General features: G+C 51.5%; 15 protein-coding genes and 1 other RNA gene. 7 read left to right on the forward strand and 9 right to left on the reverse strand.

What is annotated here, in order from left to right:
- Positions 1–426: 426 nt before the first annotated feature.
- From HOV93_RS05795 to HOV93_RS05830, 8 genes are all read right to left on the reverse strand, one after another.
- On the reverse strand, positions 427–1,485 hold the full coding sequence (locus HOV93_RS05795) for a tetratricopeptide repeat protein (protein WP_207395539.1): 1,059 nt from the start codon (positions 1,483–1,485) through the stop codon (positions 427–429).
- A gap of 167 nt (positions 1,486–1,652) precedes the next feature.
- On the reverse strand, positions 1,653–1,895 hold the full coding sequence (locus tag HOV93_RS05800) for a hypothetical protein (protein WP_207395540.1): 243 nt from the start codon (positions 1,893–1,895) through the stop codon (positions 1,653–1,655).
- 88 nt (positions 1,896–1,983) lie between these two features.
- Complete coding sequence (locus HOV93_RS05805) at positions 1,984–2,412, reverse strand: hypothetical protein (protein WP_207395541.1); 429 nt, start codon at positions 2,410–2,412, stop codon at positions 1,984–1,986.
- 98 nt (positions 2,413–2,510) lie between these two features.
- Positions 2,511–3,935 carry a class II fumarate hydratase gene (locus tag HOV93_RS05810; protein ID WP_207395870.1) on the reverse strand — a complete coding sequence of 475 codons (1,425 nt, stop codon included), beginning with the start codon at positions 3,933–3,935 and terminating at the stop codon, positions 2,511–2,513.
- Positions 3,936–4,220: 285 nt separating this feature from the next.
- Positions 4,221–4,853 (reverse strand): SpoVG family protein, encoded by a 633-nt coding sequence (locus HOV93_RS05815; RefSeq protein WP_207395542.1) that lies wholly within the window; start codon positions 4,851–4,853, stop codon positions 4,221–4,223.
- 31 nt (positions 4,854–4,884) lie between these two features.
- Positions 4,885–5,841, reverse strand: a complete 957-nt coding sequence (gene ispE, locus HOV93_RS05820) for a 4-(cytidine 5'-diphospho)-2-C-methyl-D-erythritol kinase (protein ID WP_207395543.1) — start codon at positions 5,839–5,841, stop codon at positions 4,885–4,887.
- A 313-nt stretch (positions 5,842–6,154) separates the two neighbouring features.
- Positions 6,155–7,837, reverse strand: coding sequence for a tetratricopeptide repeat protein (locus HOV93_RS05825; protein WP_207395544.1), 1,683 nt, complete (start codon positions 7,835–7,837; stop codon positions 6,155–6,157).
- 43 nt (positions 7,838–7,880) lie between these two features.
- Positions 7,881–9,113 carry a tetratricopeptide repeat protein gene (locus HOV93_RS05830; protein ID WP_207395545.1) on the reverse strand — a complete coding sequence of 411 codons (1,233 nt, stop codon included), beginning with the start codon at positions 9,111–9,113 and terminating at the stop codon, positions 7,881–7,883.
- Between the two features lie 768 nt (positions 9,114–9,881).
- Between HOV93_RS05830 and HOV93_RS05835 the strand changes: the two genes are divergently transcribed.
- A complete protein-coding gene (locus HOV93_RS05835; protein ID WP_207395546.1) occupies positions 9,882–10,847 on the forward strand; it encodes a DUF368 domain-containing protein in 966 nt (321 codons plus the stop codon).
- Here HOV93_RS05835 and HOV93_RS05840 read toward each other — a convergent pair.
- A complete protein-coding gene (locus HOV93_RS05840) occupies positions 10,823–11,749 on the reverse strand; it encodes an MBL fold metallo-hydrolase RNA specificity domain-containing protein (RefSeq protein WP_207395547.1) in 927 nt (308 codons plus the stop codon). The two genes, HOV93_RS05835 and HOV93_RS05840, sit on opposite strands and share 25 nt — an antisense overlap.
- Positions 11,750–12,010: 261 nt before the next feature.
- Here HOV93_RS05840 and ssrA point away from each other — a divergent pair.
- From ssrA to HOV93_RS05870, 6 genes are all read left to right on the forward strand, one after another.
- Positions 12,011–12,370, forward strand: a transfer-messenger RNA (tmRNA) gene (gene ssrA, locus HOV93_RS05845).
- A gap of 211 nt (positions 12,371–12,581) precedes the next feature.
- A complete protein-coding gene (locus tag HOV93_RS26335; RefSeq protein ID WP_207395548.1) occupies positions 12,582–14,294 on the forward strand; it encodes a helix-turn-helix domain-containing protein in 1,713 nt (570 codons plus the stop codon).
- Between the two features lie 326 nt (positions 14,295–14,620).
- Positions 14,621–15,505 (forward strand): AAA family ATPase, encoded by an 885-nt coding sequence (locus HOV93_RS05855; protein WP_207395549.1) that lies wholly within the window; start codon positions 14,621–14,623, stop codon positions 15,503–15,505.
- A gap of 112 nt (positions 15,506–15,617) precedes the next feature.
- Entirely contained in the window at positions 15,618–16,487 is an 870-nt protein-coding gene (locus HOV93_RS05860) for a DNA-methyltransferase (RefSeq protein ID WP_207395550.1), read from the forward strand.
- Between the two features lie 279 nt (positions 16,488–16,766).
- Entirely contained in the window at positions 16,767–16,994 is a 228-nt protein-coding gene (locus HOV93_RS05865; protein ID WP_207395551.1) for a hypothetical protein, read from the forward strand.
- Positions 16,978–17,523 (forward strand): hypothetical protein, encoded by a 546-nt coding sequence (locus HOV93_RS05870; RefSeq protein ID WP_207395552.1) that lies wholly within the window; start codon positions 16,978–16,980, stop codon positions 17,521–17,523. Before HOV93_RS05865 ends, HOV93_RS05870 begins: the two co-directional genes overlap by 17 nt.
- Positions 17,524–17,578 lie beyond the last annotated feature (55 nt).

Genomic DNA, 17,578 nt, shown 5'->3' on the forward strand with positions numbered 1-17,578 from the left:
TTTCCTGCTAGGTCACTTAGGAGAAGCCATCGCACATGTCCAGAGGGGAACGTCAGCCTAAGCGGCAGCTGAAATTCCTGGTCCCACAACAATGGGACGACGCGTCGGAAGAATGAGAAGATGGATAGTCTTCATAAATGCGCGGGACAAAATCCCTGTAAAGGCTTATCTGGCCAATAGTTAACTCTCGCGAGTGCCCATCAAAAGGCTCTCTGCGTCCCTTATGGGGAATCACAAAGTGTTAAGGGATGGCAAATCGCCCTAACCACTCGACTCTCTATTTGTATACCAAGGCCCTCGAATGGGGAAGGTGAAAATTCACCGTTTTTTATTAATGGAGCTGCCCTCAGAAAGCATGGACGAGCGTGTTTTCGCCTATTGAACGGTTCGTTGGCATAACCGGTCTACGAGTTTTAGAGGGCTGACTTACCGTTTCGGTTCGCGATAGGCCTGGCGTTTTTCATAGAGGGCAAGCCGATGTTGCAGGAAGGGCTTCTCCGAGGTCGGTGCCTTCTTGATCGCTTCGCCAACCCGCTGCTTGGCGACGTCGAACTGCCCGGTGGCGGCCTCTGCGGCCGCGAGGGTATCGAAATAACGGAAATCGAGGCCGTCGGATTGAGTGACCGCTGCCTTAGCGAATCGTAGGGCCAGTTCAGGGTTGCGGTAGGTGTCGTCGGGGCATGTAGCCAGAATCCACGCGAGACCCTGCTGGGCTCTCGGAAGATCCTTTTCTAGGGTAAGGGCTTTCTTATAGTCGAGGATCGACTCTTTGAAATAACCGAGATCACTGTAGGCGTCGGCCCGATTGGCCAGAACCAATGGGTTCTCAGGCGTAAGTTTGACGGCCTGATTATAGGCGACCATGGCCGCTTCGTAATTTTCCAGTCGATAAAAGCAGTGGGCCTGACCGGTCATCGCGCCCACGTCCTTGGGGTTTAACTTCAGTACGGTTTGATACTCTTTCAATGCCGAGACGAATTGACTGGCTTCGTACAGCAGTTCGGCTTTGTTATAGATGGCGGATTCAAATTTGGGGTTTAGTTGGATCGCTGTATTCAGGTCGGCCAAAGCCTGTTCGGTCTGGCCTAACATGGCATACGATAAGGCGCGATTGTGAATCGCTTGCCAATGCTTAGGGTTCTGTTTGATGGCCAGTGAAAAATCTTTGAGGGCGGCCGCTTCCAGCTTTTGGATTTTCTCGGGATCGTCCGTCATAAGGGACGTTTCAGCGTAGATCTCACCCCGTTTGTTGCGTGCCCAGGCCTCAAGCTTGGTGAAGTACTCGACTTGAGACTGAGCGAGTTCGAGTTGGCTGGCTTCTTCACAGATTTGGATTAAACGCGTGAGTTCGTCCTGGTTTTCGGCCGTATCACTCAGCTGCGCCGCTTCGGTGACCATGGCCTTGATATCTTGGCCGTAGCCTATCGAAACGCAGGCCAATAGAACAAGCAACGTCCAAATGGATTGCCAAAGCATCTTCTGCATGACAGCAACTCTCGCCACAAAAAACCGAGCTACAGGCCCGAAAGCCTAAGGGGACCGGCGGCGACTTTAGCGAGTTCACCGAAAGAGGTATAGAGCGATTCGGCGGGATGATAGCATGAGAGAGGATGTTGGGAGAATGGAGGTGGCGATGCCTGGCATAGATCAGACTAGTTGTCATCTCGCAGCTGTGCCCAGGCCGCTTTTAAAAGTTCACCGTAATTGGGGGCGAACACTTCCGTAAGTTGTGACTGCAATGAGCACTCCAAATCCCACAGAGCCCGCTGTTCCGCTTGATCCCTAAAGACGTACCTTTCCTCTTCATCGCAGCGGCGAAGATACTCGAACAAGACAAGAGCTTGTTGTTGTGTCAGTTCGACTGAGATCGTTTCCGAGGCAGGAGTTCGTGACATCAGGTTTTTCTAAGTGTTAATCTTTACCGTTGATGTTTGTTCTAACGTCCTTAAAGGCTCTCGCTTTTGTAACGAAAGGTCCTCAAGGTTATTCACTACGATCCTTAAGCATATCGATCTCGGCCTGAAGCCGGGCGGATTTGGCATCGAATACATTCATGTGCGTTACCTTACCGAGTTTGAATTTGGCTAGGGCAACTTCTTCTTGTTGTCGTAATTGTTTAATCAGTCGCTCGTGGACGATCTGCCGGGCGGCGAGCGTCGGGGCAATCTCCAAATCGGCGTGAGCCAGTGCGACTTCTGTTTTCAACATGTCTTCAAGCGAAACGGTCCCTTGCAGAAACTGAGCCTTTTGATATTCGAGGGCCTGGTGAAGCGTTGCCCGTCGTTCTTTCATCAGTTCCAGCAGTTTTGACTCGAACGAAAGGGGCTTAGGTGTTTCCTGATCTTGGGCGAACGCGAAGTAAGCGGCCATGCCTACGATAGAAACTGCGAGAAGCGAGCAAAGAATTCGCATTGGATGTGTCCCCTTCGTAGTTTGAACGAAAAAGCCCATGCATCGAGATGTCGACACATGGGCTATTTTATCAGGAGAAGAATCTATCTGTCACGCCGTTACTCGTGCGGGTAGGTCATCTTCCAGGGATCGAGGGCATCCTTGAGGGCCTCTGGTTCGATCTCCCCCTGCTCTTCGGCAAGTTCGCGAATGGTCTTGCCGCTGGCGAACGCATCCTTGGCCATCTTGGCGGCTTTGTCGTAGCCGATCAGTGGGTTCAAGCTGGTGCACATCGACAGGCTTTGTTCCACAGCCGCGTTGCACTGGTCTTCGTTCGCTTCCATTTCATCCACGCAGAAATCGACGAACGCGTCGCACGAGTTGGCCAATAGATGGATGCTTTCCAGAACGGTGTGACCCATGACCGGCATCATGATGTTCAGCTGGAAGTTTCCACCGGCGGCGCCAGATAGTGCCATACAGCCATCGTTGCCGATCACCTTGGCGGTTACCTGCATCATGCTTTCGCACATCACCGGGTTTACCTTGCCAGGCATAATGCTGCTACCAGGCTGTCGCGTAGGTAGTGCGACCTCATAAAAACCACAACGGGGGCCACTGCCCAGCCAGCGAACATTGTTGGCAAAGTTGAACATGGTCGTGGCGATCGTTTTTAGTTCGCTGTGGCACTGAACCAGGCCGTCGCGATTAGCAGCTGCCTCGAAGTGGTCGACGGCTTCAATAAACGGAATGTCCAAACCTTCCGCGAGTGCGGCACAGACCTTTTCCGAAAACTGTGGATGGGTGTTGATGCCGGTACCAACGGCAGTCCCGCCGACCGGAAGTTCGAGGACCGATTCCAAGGCAATCTTGGCACGTTTGATGGAAAGTTCAACTTGGCGAGCGAAGCCGCCGAACTCTTGGCCTAAGCGAAGCGGTGTTGCGTCCATTAAGTGGGTGCGGCCAATCTTGATGATCTTATCCCAGGCCTCAGCTTTCTTTTTTAGTGAAGCGTGTAGCTTTTCCAGGGCAGGGATCAGGCTTAACTTGATCTGCATTGCGGCGGCAACGTGGATGGCCGTGGGGAACGTGTCGTTGGTGCTTTGACCCATGTTAACGTGATCGTTCGGGTGAATCGGCTTGGTCGCGGCCAAGCGGTCGCCACCGATGATTTCGATGGCCCGATTACTGATCACTTCGTTCACGTTCATGTTGCTGGACGTGCCGCTACCGGTCTGAAAGACGTCGATCGGAAACTCGCCGTCAAGCTTTCCTTCGCGGACTTCGATGCAAGCATCTAAGAGGGCTTTGACTTGATCATCGCTGAGCGGATTTTTGCCGGTACCGGTGAGCTTACCGAGATCACGGTTGGCAACCGCACACGAATACTTCACCCAGCCCATGGCGTGGATCAAAGCAGGCGGCAAAGTCCAACCGCTGATCGGGAAGTTTTCGACGGCGCGTTGCGTTTGAGCGCTGTAATAAGCATTAGCGGGAACCTGAACTTCCCCCATCGAATCTTTTTCGGTGCGGAACTGCGACATTAATTGGGCCTTATCAAGCGGGTGTTTCTTAACCACAGGGGGCACTGAGATCCTTGGACATTAATCGGACGAATCTAAGTCGGGAGATCCGCGAGTGAGCTTTGGTACCATTCGACTGCCCTTTCAGGGCTTAAGAATCTGCTGTGGGTACGCCTTTCAGGGGCTTCCGCCCATGGCTCTTCTCGGTGATCTCTGTGCCCTCTGTGGCTAAATATTCTTAGTAGAGGGACAGGGAGAGTATTTTAAAACGGTTCGATCCGAGGCGAAAGAAGAGGGCCCCAGAGGTTAATCCTCGAAGATACCTTCCCCGAATTTATGGGGGCGAGACGATCTGGACGAGCTTGATTTATCGGAGGGGGACGTATGAGGCCCCTTTAATTCTGAAGATTTTTCGCTGCGCTCAATCGAACCGGATGACTCTTTGGGGGACGATTCGCTCTTAGTCCTCGAAGGACTAGACGAGGACTGGTCGTCATCATCGTGATCGTAGTCTTCGCCTGCATCGCTGAAGTAGTCGTCATACTTCGAGCGGTAGCCGGGGGTCTTTGCCTCTTCGATTTCGTTGAGGTATTCATCGATGACGTGGGTTTGGATTTGCTCGCGGCATTCGGAGTTGATCGGATGAGCGATATCCGCGTAGAGCTTCGCTCGTTGATCCGATCCGCGTTCAGTTTGTGATTGCTTCAACTTCATGCCACATTGGTTGCAGTACGCCGCTCGTAAGTGGTTTTTGCAGCCACAACTTGGGCAGTGCCCGGTCAGTTTTCGACTAGGCATGGCAACGAATGGGCCGTTGGCACCTTCGATGATCTTCAAATCACGAATCACGAAGGCATCGTCGAAAGTGATGGAGCAGAATCCACGCAACCGATCGCTGGAATCTTCCATCAGTTTGATGCGGACTTCGGTGATCTTCACGGTTGCTTACTCCCGGACGTAGTGTGCGGCGTCAATTTCGCAGCGATTGGAGCCCGCACGTTGTCACTGGAAATACCATGCCAACGTTCTGGGCTTGAAGCTTGGCGGCAACGCGCCTAGCGTGAACACGATTGCGACAGATGGCGAAGTAACCGGAACCACTCCCTGACATCTGGTGGGCAACCACGTCTAATTGTTCGCAAATCTTAGCGAGTTGGTCGATTCGAGTCGAAATTTCTCGAGCAGGTCGCGTCAGTCGATTGGTGAGTTGGCGTGGCATCGAAGTGCTTTGATGTGACTTCAGACTGGCAAGCAATTTGTTTGAGGAATCAGGAACTTCGGGTAATTGGCAGCGCCGATAGGCTTCTGCTGTTGAAACGCCTCCGGGAGGACGGATCAGCACTAGGTCGAGTCGTCGCCCCGGAAATGGTTCAATGTTTTCCCCGCGACCTGTGGCGATTGCCTGACCACTTCCCAGTTGCCCGGCGTAAAAAAAGAACGGTATGTCACTTCCTAGTTTCGCAGCCAGCTCGCTCAAACGGTCGATTGGCAGATTCAAATTCCATGCCTGACTTGCGGCGAATAAAGCGGCGGCTGCGTCGCTGGAAGCGCCTCCAAAACCAGATGCGGAAGGAATGCATTTTCGCAGGGCGATTCTTGCACCGTGCGGGACATTTTCTTCCGTCTGAAGTAACTTCACGGCTCGATAAACCAAGTTGCTATCCTGAGGGGGAAGATCACCAAGTAGTTGACTGCTATGCCCCAGTTGCGTGGCTCTCGCAAGTTGCCCTGAGTCCCACGCACAATCGAGAATGAGGTCACTTGCCTCGGTGGGGGTGACTTCCAGCCGATCGAACAGCGAGACAGCCACCATGATGGTTTCCAGCTCATGGAAGCCATCTGGGCGTTTCTCAAGCAGTTCCAGGAAGAGATTAATCTTCGCTGGAGCAAGAACGGATACCTTAGAAGCCAATCGCTGAAACAACATCCGTGCTACCCTGCCGATGCTTCATGAGATTCTTATTAACGATCGCGACGGTGTCCTGGAACGTGTGCCAGAACAGTCGAAAAGGGAAGAGTCTCACGAAGCAAATTCTCTGTTTCGATCAATGCGCACACTACGACCAACTAGGTGAGTGTTAACGCAATTTATCCCCCCCTCACTGCTCGGTCAAGGTAATTCGCTAGCGTTTGACGATGTGTTTGAAATGCTCTCGTTTTTGCAACCGCAGGTGGGCCATATAGGGCACCGCAGACCAGATAAGAAAGGGGGAATGGTCTGTGAATTCCGTGTGATATTGCTACTGCGTCAACTGCTTGAGTAGTTGTTGGGCTTCGGCATTCTGTGGATCCCGCCGAATCGCTAACTGTAGGAGAGCAACCGCTTGTCGCCTATTCTCGTGCTGCAAAAGGTTCGCCATCAGGATATAGCCTTCGGCCTCTTCTGGGTTCATCTTAATTGTCAAGTCAAGCAGTTGCAGTGCCAAGGGTACGTCGCCCATTTCGATCGCCTTTGTGGCACCCTTTCTAAACCTATCGGCGTAACCTCCATTGAACTGGTACTCGGGATGAAGTTCGATGGTTTTTTCGAGGTATGGAATAGCCTTCGCCCAATCTCCCTGCGTGATATAGGCGTGGGCAATGCCATGATAGGCCCGTGGATTGTTTGGATTCTTTGCTAGTACGTCGCTCCACATCGAATTGCCATCTCGGTAGACCTCATTTCTAGCGATCGTAACTCCGCCATAAACAGCAATCAGAACGACAATCAGAACGATCAGCGATTGCCACGCCGACAAGTGCGAAGAATCAGATGCTTGCATGGGTTGCGTCAGCCAGAGGCCTTCATAGATTCCTAGCACGATCAGTGTTATCACGGCCGCTAGTGGGAGATACATCCGATGTTCGAAGACGATGTCTTGGATCGGAAGAATGCTTGATGTCGGTGCGAGAATTAAAAAGAAGCTGGCGCCCACAAAACTCCAGCAGGGAGCACGAAATATACACCAAATGGTTAGTCCCAGAGCGGCTACCACAATGATACCTGGCCAGATTGCTTCGGACAGCGAATACGTAGCACGCCAACTGTGATCGAGCGATTGCCCCATCGGCAAGATTGTGAGCTGAAGATAGAACGGAATCGCGTGAGCTTGGCTGTACAGATATTCTTTCGGGCCGACGAGGGTGCGAATCGGTTCCTCTGCCGAGAAGTCCACTTCATGAACAAGCACGGTCCCATGTTCGTTGTGAGTTGTAAGGGGAACCAGAGCGAGCTGAGCGAGAATTAACCAAGCAGCAAACAAGCCCATGTAAACAGGCCATCGGTTGCGGATCAAATCAAGCCAAGACTGGGCTAAGAAAGCGCGATCGTACCAGAGAACCACTAAGGGGATGGCCACTGCCACCTCCTTGCTCAGCGCGGAAGCAAAACAGGCGACTACGCTGCCAAGATACCAAGCGGCATGATATTTCGAGGTGAAGCCTCGGATGAAGCAAAAAAGCGATAGTAGAAAGAACATCCCCATCAGCGATTCGTATCGCTGAACAATATAGGTGACCGACTGAGTTTGCAGCGGGTGGACTGCCCACAAGAGAGCCACGCCGGCTGCCAGCAGGGTCGCGTGATCGCGATATCGCTCAGGGATCTTAGGCAATCTCAGTGTTTGAGAAATAAAACCAAATAGCAGCAGACTCGCTGCGATGTGGATAGAGATATTTACAAGGTGGTAGCCGAGGAGCGTACCACCGTCGGCAAAATAGTTTAGTCGCCACGTCAGGTTAACTAGCGAACGCGGCGTCCTGGGGAAATTTTCCCAGCTGAGTGTTTGATAACTTTCATTCGATTGTATGTTGACCTGGCCATCGAAATGAAACGGGTACGTGAAAGTGCGATGATATACGGCTAGTACGAGAAGAGGGATCGCCACAATGGCAATCCATTTCCAGCGGTTAGCGGAATGGTCGATCGTTTCTGGTATCGGCATTTCACGACTTTTTGGGAGAGCTCGAATTGAAACGTAAGTACTGCTAGTTCGGGTTTACTTGTTCTTGATCCCGAGCGATGGCTAGATGACGTACCGTTTCGAGGTTCATGGCAGCCTGGTCGAAGTCGGGCCGAATTGAAAGTGCGGCTTCATAATGGCGGACCGCTTCCGAAAATTGTCCTCGTCGAGCGAACAGATTAGCGATGTTGTTGTGAGCATCGGCATTTTCTTCATTCAAGTGAATGGCCTGTTGGTAATGCACCAGTGCCAGTTTCGGCATCTTTTCCGTGAGCATTGCCCCCAGATTGCTATGGGCTTCCGAAGAATTGGGATCCACTTTTACGGCAGCTGTGAATAGCTGAGTTGCATACTCTGGTTGACTTGCATGGACTATTCTACCCAGCGATACGTAGGCATCCGTGTACCTGGGATCTAACTCGATGGCTCGCTGCAAAGAAGCAATCGCAGGCTCAAATTGTTTCAGATCAATATGCGCTCTTGCCAGCCCATAGTACCCACGTGCGTATTCAGGGGCCTTCGATGTCACATCTGTCCAGAGGCCAAGCTTCGAGCGATAAACCTCGTTGCGCACCAGCGTGACGCCACTAAATATCAACGCAACTGCAACTCCTGAAATAAGCACTCCGCGACGCACTTGGGATATGGAATGCTTACTCGAACCATAGCGACGACAAAGCCCTTCAAACACTACCAGTATCAAAAACGCAAGCACGGCTGCGGACGGTAAGTACATACGATGTTCGACGGCAACATCTTTGATCGGCAAAATGCTTGAGGTCGGAGCCAATATTAGAAAGAACCATCCCCCCAGAAAACCAAATCGTGGGTAATGAACCGTCGACCAGATCGTGGCTCCCAAGAGAAGAAAGATTAATAGCCCCGGCAATACGGCTTCGACAAGGGTTGTTGTTGCCCTCCAGCCGTGGTCAAGCGATTGTCCATACGGAAAAAATACAAGCCGGAGGTAGAGCAAAATGGCTTGAGGTTGGCGTAAGAGATAATCCCAAGCAGTGATCGCCCGTTCTTGAACATGTCCATCTACAATCGAGGTCTCGACGACGTAAGCAACGTTATCAGCTTTTAGCTTTTGTTCAGATTGATTGGCGAAAGGTAAAAATACCAGCCAAGTACACAGGGCAGCGACGTAGAGTGGGAAATGGCTGCGAACCAATTCCTTCCACGAAGGTGAAATAAATGTTCGGTCGTACCATAGTAAGAGAATCGGTAAGGCGACTGCTACTTCTTTGCTGACCATAGCCAAGTAGCAAGCGACGATGCAGCCAGCCAGCCAAAGCCATTTTCGCGAAGAGCCAACGCTGCATGCCAAGCAAAAGAAGGCCAGCAGAAAAAACAAACCCATGAGCGATTCGTAACGCTGAATGATATAAGTCACCGATTGGGTTTGCAGTGGGTGGACCGTCCATATCAGAGCAATGATTCCCGCCAGGAGGGCTGCCTGGTCACGGTATCGAGCAGGTATGTCCTGGGAGCGAAGTGTTTTATATACCAAGCCGAAAAGAAGGAGCCCGCTCGTAGTGTGGATCGCGATGTTGACTAAATGGTAACTGAAGGGGTTCTTTCCGGAGGTCCGATAATTGAGTCTCCATGACGCCGTAACCAGGGTTCGTGGCCCCGATGGAAAATGGTGCCAAGAGAGATCCCCCAATTGTGAATTATCAACAATCTGTTTTTCGCCATCGAAGTGAAAAGGGAATTCGAGCGTTCGGTGGTAGCAAACAGCGGACGCGATCCCGATTGCTACCGCAAAAAGCAGCAAAGTCTGGCGAGACTTTTTATCGGAGACCTCAAGCATGGGAAGCAGAAAATGTCTGGGATGAAACTAAGGTTGATGCCAAACGCCCCATTCTATCCGAGGCATTCCACCTATCCGAGGAAGAGCCTCAGCGAAGATACATCTTTTCTTCAAACCTTAACGCCCCGAAGTTCTCTAGATTGCCCTGCCCTTCTCGGCCAAGGTTCTCTAGAATCCTGGCTTTGAACGCGAAATAAACGGACCAGTGCGATGGCACCCTTGAAGATCAACGGAATTCGACATTTTCTCTGCGGTATCGCCATGGGAGCTGCTGACGCGGTACCAGGAATTTCAGGGGGGACGGTCGCATTGGTGCTTGGTATCTACCGTCGCTTAGTGGACGCAGTCAGCCAGGTGAACGTAGAAGCGTTCCAATTGCTGTGGAAGCGTCAATGGCGAACATTGGCTGAGCGATTCGATTTCTGGTTTCTGTTGGTGCTGCTGGGGGGAATTGCTTGCGGCCTACTTACCTTCGTAGTGATATTGCACGAGCTCATCGGAGAGGCAGGGCATCCGGCTTCGACGCGGCCTTTAGTTTATGCAGTTTTTTTCGGCGCCATCGTCGCCTCTGGCTTTCTTGTCGGCAAGATGGTTCGGCCGGCCAACGCTAACCACGCGATACTATGTGTGATACTCGCATCAGTCGGCGCCGCATTCGCTTGGTGGTTGACCGGACTTCCGGCACTCGAGGCTTTCAGCTCGGCCCCTAGCCCCTTCATCTCTTTTCTATTGGGGGCGATCGCGATCTGTGCGATGATTTTGCCTGGTCTCAGTGGTTCTTATTTACTTTTGGTCTTTGGTGCTTACCACTATTTTAGTGGTGTTCCCAAGGCATTGGCAAAAGGGCAGATTGTCGTTGGGGATCTGTTTGCATTTGTCTGCTTTGCCGTGGGATGCCTGGTGGGGCTGCTTTCGTTCAGCAAGGTTCTCAAGTGGCTATTACATCAGCATGAAGCCGTTACACTTTCGGTGATGGGTGGTTTCATGATCGGAGCGTTGCGCAAGCTCTGGCCATGGCAAGGAGACGAAGTGGAAACGCCTTTTGCCAATGAGTCTGCAATTTGCTTCGGCTTAATGGTGTTGGCGGCAATCGTTGTTATCGTAATAGACTTCTTGGCCCGCCCGAATGTTGAAGAGCAAATCGAAGCGGATCATTCCAGCCAGCGGGCATCGTGACCCCGGCTCTTGAGTTCCTCAACAAAGCTTTTCGGGCCATGTGTGCAAAAGACAGTCTTCGCTTCAACTTCTTCAACGGCTCGAATTAGTTGATCGAAGTCCGCGTGGTCGGAGAGTGGAATCCAGTGATCCTGGGGGGCATTTCGCCTTCGTCGAGGATCGAAGGCCCAGCCGGTAACATGGAACTTTTCAACGTGGACGGCACCAGGTAATCCCCCCGGCGTTATTGGTTTCGGGGGAACGATCACGACACAGCCTGGGACAGGCCGCCCCTGGTAAGGTCGACAATCGCCCAAGTCACAGCCAGCCTCTTGATAGATCTGGCTGATCGCATAAATGTCTGGATGCTGAAGGACAGGGATGCCGTTGGACGTCAAGATCTTGGTGACCTCTTGAGACTTACCCAGCACGTAAGCCGAGATAACCGGCGTTGCTCCACGGCGGAAGGCTTCATGGACCTTTTCCAAAAGCATCTCAATCACAGTGTCCCGGGGCGGCAGTCGGTAATTCGGATGGCCGAAGGTACACTCCATAATTAAGTAGTCCGCCGACCGAAGTTGGGCTTCTTCCGCCGTCGCCGAAGGTCCTAGTCGGAAGTCTCCGGTGTAAAGCACCGTTCCCTTGTCGTGTTCTGCGTAGACCATAGCAGAACCCAAGATATGACCAGCAGAGTGTGCCGTGAGTTTAAGGCCGGCAATTTCGATCGCTTCTCCCAACGGCATGATCTTGGTGGAAACATCTCCCAAACGATAACGAACGAGTCTTGCTGTCGGTTCGGTACACAGGGCCATGGCGTGGTGGGCGGCATGATCCATGTGGGCGTGAGAAATAAACCCAATGGCCTGACGTCGTGTCACATCGAGAGCAATGCGGGAAGGAAGCAGGAAAAGTCCACGATCCATCGCGAAAAGTCCAGAAATATGCCCTGCCCTTCGTGGCAAAGGGGCAAAATCGGACGAAAGCATCTGTTGTTTCGCGCTTTCTGACGTGTTGGTCGCTTTTCTTCCGGACAAGGACAACCTAGAATTAACAATTGAGGTTAGGGCGTTCACGTTGGACGTTCTACCTCTTTGTACTCCATTACTCAAGCTTGTGGGGTCAACTGCCGATAGGTAGAAGACGAAATCTCAGAAATGGGAACCTAGGTTTGAGGAAGGTTACACGGGGGCGAACTGGTATCGACCGGATAGTCTGAAGTGTAAGTTGCGTGTCGTGGTTGGTCAGCAGGCCACGTAAAAAGCCGACCAAACAATAATTGCAAACGATAACTTTGCACTGGCTGCCTAATTAGCTGTAGCCCCAACTGAGGGTCTTTGTCGGAGAGACCTGAAAGTTGGATGCCAATTCCGACTAGCCAAGGGTCATGTGGAGCACGCCTGAGGTTAAAAACCGTTCTCCTCTAGTTTCCTGGGAATCCTGACGATTGGAGTCCCAGGTTGCGAAACTCAAATAATCGCATACACACGTAGACGCTTGCATGGAAATGTCGCGGCACGCGGGTTCAATTCCCGCCGCCTCCATTTTTGAAAAGGCACTCAGGTTTACTCTGGGTGCCTTTTTTCGTTGGTTTTTTAAATCCTTTTGTGTAACACTACCGGCCATAAATCCAGCCACACCTGGACATTTTGTTGACTTTCAAAGGGCGAAATATTGACTTTGGACTTCCCGCTTGGTCCCAGAAAGCGTATTGTAGGCTCAACTTCAATATTTTACGGTGGGTGGAGGGAAGTCAGAGTGGGATCAGTTTACGACACAGACTTAAAGCAGGACCAAGGCGTTTGGATACGTTGGCTTGGAGAGAACGAGTCGGGCACGAAGCAGTGTTTTAGGCTGGGTAAGGAGAAAGCCGAAGCGAAGCGTCGCCTTCGACTAATAACTGCACTTTACGAAGCCCAGGTGGATGCCGCGAAGCTTAACGGCGGAACGTGGTTCCCCGACCAACTCAAGGCTGCGAAGCAAATCGCAAAGGGCAAGCAGGCCATACTGCCGCGATTAACCCTTCCCGCGAACGAGACGGATTCCATTCGACAGTCCGGGGAAAGTTATGCTCGGCTTCTTGCAGCCCTTAATCGCCGAGGCGATGCATTTGAACCTGAATGCTCAGAAGACTTCGCTGATGCGTTGGAAGATGTAGCCGCCGATCAGAAGCGACATCGTCTGACTAACGCGTGGTTGCTGGGCACAAATCCTGATCGCGATCCAACCGGACAAACCGTGAATCAAGCTCTTAATGCATTCACAGACTACCTTACCACCCAGTACACGTTGCCTGACGGAAACCTATCCCCTTGGGGCAAGACGCAGATCGACCAACTGAAGTCCTGGCGTCATTACATGGAGGTTGCGACAGAGAGTCGAAATGGAGAAAAGATTCCATTGCTTTTGCTGCAAACTGATCTAGCCGATGTCACACCTGCAAAGGCTCAGCAAATGGTCGATGCAACGAGAAACAGACCTTTAACTTTCGAGAGCAAGAAGTCTCGTCGCATGGCGGTCAAAACGGCGTTGAGCATCAACAAAAAGATCAAGCACTTCTTCGATTGGCTCGATTTGTCGGATGAATGGCACTGGTGGGAACCGCCGCGTTTCCGAAAACTGAAGTTCAAAGTAGCAGAGTTGACCCCACAAGAGTCACACGAAGAAAAGCTTAAGAAAGAGCGTTGGCGGCTATCCGACGACGAGATTCAAACGCTAGTCAAATACGCAACTCCGGTTGAACGTGTGCTGCTAGTGCTGGGACTGAATTGTGCGTTCGGTTCTGGTGAAATCGGAAACCTACGAATCCCCTACGTAAAGTTCGCGACATCTGAAATTGATGGCATTCGCTTCAAAACGGGGAGCGATACACGACATCATTTGTGGCCCGAAACAGTTGAAGCACTTCAGTGGGAGCTAAATCGCCGGAAGGCAATTCCGAAGCAAGAAACGAGCAAGGACATATTCTTTCTGTCGGAGAAAAGTGGGCAACCGCTTTGGAAAAAATCGAAGGCGGGCAACTACAACAACGGGATAGCAAAACGATGGACTGATCTGTTAGATCGCGTCCAAAAAGACCATCCCAAGTTCCACCGCTATAGCTTCGGTAAGCTGCGTAAAACGGCTGCCATTCGGATCATCGAACTTGCTGATGCAGAAGCCGCAAGCATGATTTTGGCTCACGGAATTCCATCGGAAGACAAAATTCTTTCGGCGTATGTAACCATCCCTTGGCAAAAACTATACGAGGCACAGAAAGCATACGGCGAAACGGTGCGACCGCTTCTGGCAACCCAGCGGCCTGCGTTTGAGCAGCCGCCCAAGAACTACATCGGCGACAAGGCGGCACAGATCATTGAGCAGCATAACGCTGGGAGTTCAGCGTACCAAATTGCTGATGAGGTTGGTGTTTCCGTCATGACGGTTTATCGACACTTGACACGTGCTGGACTGCGAGACACACAACCGTGATTTATCTTCCGCGATCAGTTCGCACAGATTGACCGAGACAAAGCCTCGCTTCTCAGATTATCCATCTATTCCACGCACCAACGCTCGCAGTCGTGGGAGGAATTTCAAGCACCGCAACTTTGTCAAATCAAAAAAGCTACGTATAATCCTCCCGACGCGACGATGGATCACGAATCTGCCGCCGCGTCACTCCTATGAAAAAGCTTTATGGCTTGTCGCACGTTGCGGCAAAAGCCGCCTATTCAGCCCATCTTATCCCAGGGCACAAAAACGCTATTGGTACGGCTTTACGCACCCGTAGCGAAGCATTCATAGGAGACGTTGATTTGTCCACATCAGATACGATCTTGCTCGCGAGCTTCGAACGGAAGCTGCAACTGATACGCGACCGAGTGCGGGGCGTGGCCCATCGGTACTATACCGCCTGCTATCTAGTGGGACGCCCTGGTACGTCGAAGACTTACACGGTCAAGCAGGAGCTAGAGAAGCTCGACGTTCCATTCATTATTCGCAACGCTCGTATGTCCGCAATGGGCTTGTTCAACTTTTTGAACGAGCACCCAGAACACGTTGTGGTTCTCGATGACATTGGTTCGTTGTTTCGCAACGACTTAGCCGTCCAAATCTTGATGGCGGCACTTGATGGGGACTCAAGTAAGCCCAGGAAAGTGACGTACAAATCGCAAGACAAGGACATCTCTTTTGAATTCGCGGGCGGCATCGTCGCAATCAGCAACGTTCCCCTACGCAACGATCCGTTGGCGACTGCCGTGGCGAGTCGCGTTACTCAAGTCGAACACGAGCCAAGCGATGACGAGATTGCTGCCTTCATGCGTCATTTCTCTCAGCATGGCCACAAGGAGTTGTCGCCAGTCCAGTGCCGCGAGGTCGTCGATTTCGTCATCACAGAAACTCGAAACTTCGATGAACGTCTTGATCTACGTCACATGACGAAAGCGTTCGAAGACCGAAGGCAATGGGAGCATGGCCACGCTGAAACCCCGTGGCAAGACCTTGTTCGCACCAGCCTCAAAAAAGTGTTGTTCGGCACTCCAGTGGCGAGAACGAAGTCAGATGATATCGAGGAGCAACGAACGCGAGTGAAAGATGCTGTTGCAAAGTTCCCCGGTGACACCAAGCGTCAAATGGAAGAGGCGAATCTCAAAAAGACCACGTACTACAAGCGACTGCGAGAAATTCAGCCCGTGTGATTGAGTCACAGAGATCGGACGCCAGTTTTCCAGTTTTCCAGTTTTCCGCGAACGCGGTTTTCAGCGACCTCGCCGCCGATCCGCCGACAAAGGGTTCAATAAGTGACAACATATGCAACCATATCCACCCATCCCGATTGATTCAATCGTTCACGGTGACGCTGCAACCGTGCTTAGTCAATTCCCAGATGAGTCAATCGATCTCTGCATCAGCAGTCCGCCCTACGATACGCTGCGAGCGTACAACGGTTTCTCGTTCGATGTCGCAGCTATCGCGAAACAGTTGCTTCGAGTTTTGAAGCCGGGTGGCGTGGTCGTGTGGATCATCGCCGACGAAACCATTCAAGGATCGGAGTCGGGATCGAGTTTTTCTCAATGCCTAACTTTTCGAAATGCAGGGTTCCGCATTCACGACACGATGATTTATGAAAAGCGTGGCATTCGTTACCCAGACACGATTCGGTACTATCCGTGCTTCGAGTTCATGTGGGTGTTTTCGAAGGGCAAGCCGCGAACAGTAAATCAAATTCGAGACCGTCAAAACCAATGTGCGGGACAAGCGTTCAACTACACGAACCGAAATCGTGACGGCTCGCTGCGGAAGACGGTGAAGAAGCCGAAAGGAAAAACGCTAGGAGTGCGTCGAAACATCTGGACGTATGACGCGGGAGGAATCCATACCGCCCCAGATAATTTGTGGAAGCAGCATCCAGCGGTAATGCCATTGAAGTTAGCCGAAGATCACGTCGTCTCGTGGTCAAGCCGAGGCGATGTCGTAGTAGATATCTGTTGCGGCAGTGGCCAAGTCCCAATTGCTGCACTGATACGTGATCGACGGTTTATCGGGATCGACTGTTCCTCTGATTATGTTAGCCTCGCCCAACGCCGCGTAACGCACTTTCAGCGATTGCTCGATCAAGACACGATGGACGCGATCATTCAACTGGATGAACACATCTGCAATCCGCTCGCCGCAATCTAGTTGCATCTCAATCGGCGAAATCTTTTTGCACCACGTTTGACGATAACGGATCGCGTTACTTCTTACGTTTCACCCCAGTGAAAACGAACGGTCAGGTTCTTCGTAACTTACTTTCTTGCAAGCACTTAGGTGCAATTGAACGGTTTCTCTTGCCGTTCATTATCTGAACCGGCTAACACGCCCGCACGTCATCTGCGAATCGCGTAAGACCAAGAAGTTTTCGTCGCCATGATGAAGAAATCGTCGCTGCCACATAGATATCTGCAAAGGAGGTTCAACATGAATCAAGACTTATCAAGCATCGGCGATGTCAGTCGTAAAATTGGCATCGCGAGACACAAGATCGAATACGCAATTGTTAACGGATCGATCTTGGAACCAAAGATTCGCATCGCTAATAAGCGAGCGTTTAACGAATCAGAGGTCAATACCATCGCCAAATACTTTGGCAAGACAATCGAAGTCGGTAATACCGACGAAGGAGTACAAAATGAAGCTACGTTATGAATATATGAATCAACGCCAATTGGGACAACTTTTCAACGCCACGAGCCATGACGTTGGGAAGTGGTTGAGAGACTTAGAATTAAGGAATCAAAAGGGTTCACCGTCGAGTGAGGCATTCCAGCGAAAACTCGTCAGCAAGAACTTCGACACGAATGGAACTTATAGCTATGTATGGCACGCGGAGAGAACCGCAAGGATATTGGAAGAAGCGGGGCACCCGTTGGCATCGATCATGCCGACTCAAGTTGTTGAGACACCGGCTGTAAAAGGGCCATTCACACTTCGTGCAAGTGATGCAGACAACTGGCATTTGGTCGGCAACGATAACCAGGTAACGATTGTCATCAGAGGTGAACGGAACGCGGACGCCGTAAAGCGTGTGATGAACATCGCCCATCGAGCCGGAATCCTTAACCGAATTTCCGAGAGCCAAGCACTCTCCGAGCAACATCAAAGCAATCAGCCATTGGCCGAAGTCGCTTCAGATGACGCAAGCACAAGCGAATTCCAGATTTACCAATCTACGTGATCATCTTTATGTAGTAGGAAACAAAATCCCAATAGAAGGAAACGAATAGACAATT

Source organism: Bremerella alba, from assembly GCF_013618625.1.
GTDB lineage: Bacteria > Planctomycetota > Planctomycetia > Pirellulales > Pirellulaceae > Bremerella > Bremerella alba.

Coding starts and splice junctions, on each gene's coding strand:
- HOV93_RS05835 (WP_207395546.1), top strand. CDS start 9,882: ATGGCACCCTTGAAGATCAACGGAATTCGACATTTTCTCTGCGGTATC.
- HOV93_RS05860 (WP_207395550.1), top strand. CDS start 15,618: ATGCAACCATATCCACCCATCCCGATTGATTCAATCGTTCACGGTGAC.
- HOV93_RS05825 (WP_207395544.1), bottom strand. CDS start 7,837: ATGCCGATACCAGAAACGATCGACCATTCCGCTAACCGCTGGAAATGG.
- HOV93_RS05795 (WP_207395539.1), bottom strand. CDS start 1,485: ATGCAGAAGATGCTTTGGCAATCCATTTGGACGTTGCTTGTTCTATTG.
- ispE (WP_207395543.1), bottom strand. CDS start 5,841: ATGTTGTTTCAGCGATTGGCTTCTAAGGTATCCGTTCTTGCTCCAGCG.
- HOV93_RS05810 (WP_207395870.1), bottom strand. CDS start 3,935: ATGTCGCAGTTCCGCACCGAAAAAGATTCGATGGGGGAAGTTCAGGTT.
- HOV93_RS05830 (WP_207395545.1), bottom strand. CDS start 9,113: ATGGTCAGCAAAGAAGTAGCAGTCGCCTTACCGATTCTCTTACTATGG.
- HOV93_RS05805 (WP_207395541.1), bottom strand. CDS start 2,412: ATGCGAATTCTTTGCTCGCTTCTCGCAGTTTCTATCGTAGGCATGGCC.
- HOV93_RS05870 (WP_207395552.1), top strand. CDS start 16,978: ATGAAGCTACGTTATGAATATATGAATCAACGCCAATTGGGACAACTT.
- HOV93_RS05865 (WP_207395551.1), top strand. CDS start 16,767: ATGAATCAAGACTTATCAAGCATCGGCGATGTCAGTCGTAAAATTGGC.
- HOV93_RS05800 (WP_207395540.1), bottom strand. CDS start 1,895: ATGTCACGAACTCCTGCCTCGGAAACGATCTCAGTCGAACTGACACAA.
- HOV93_RS05840 (WP_207395547.1), bottom strand. CDS start 11,749: ATGGATCGTGGACTTTTCCTGCTTCCTTCCCGCATTGCTCTCGATGTG.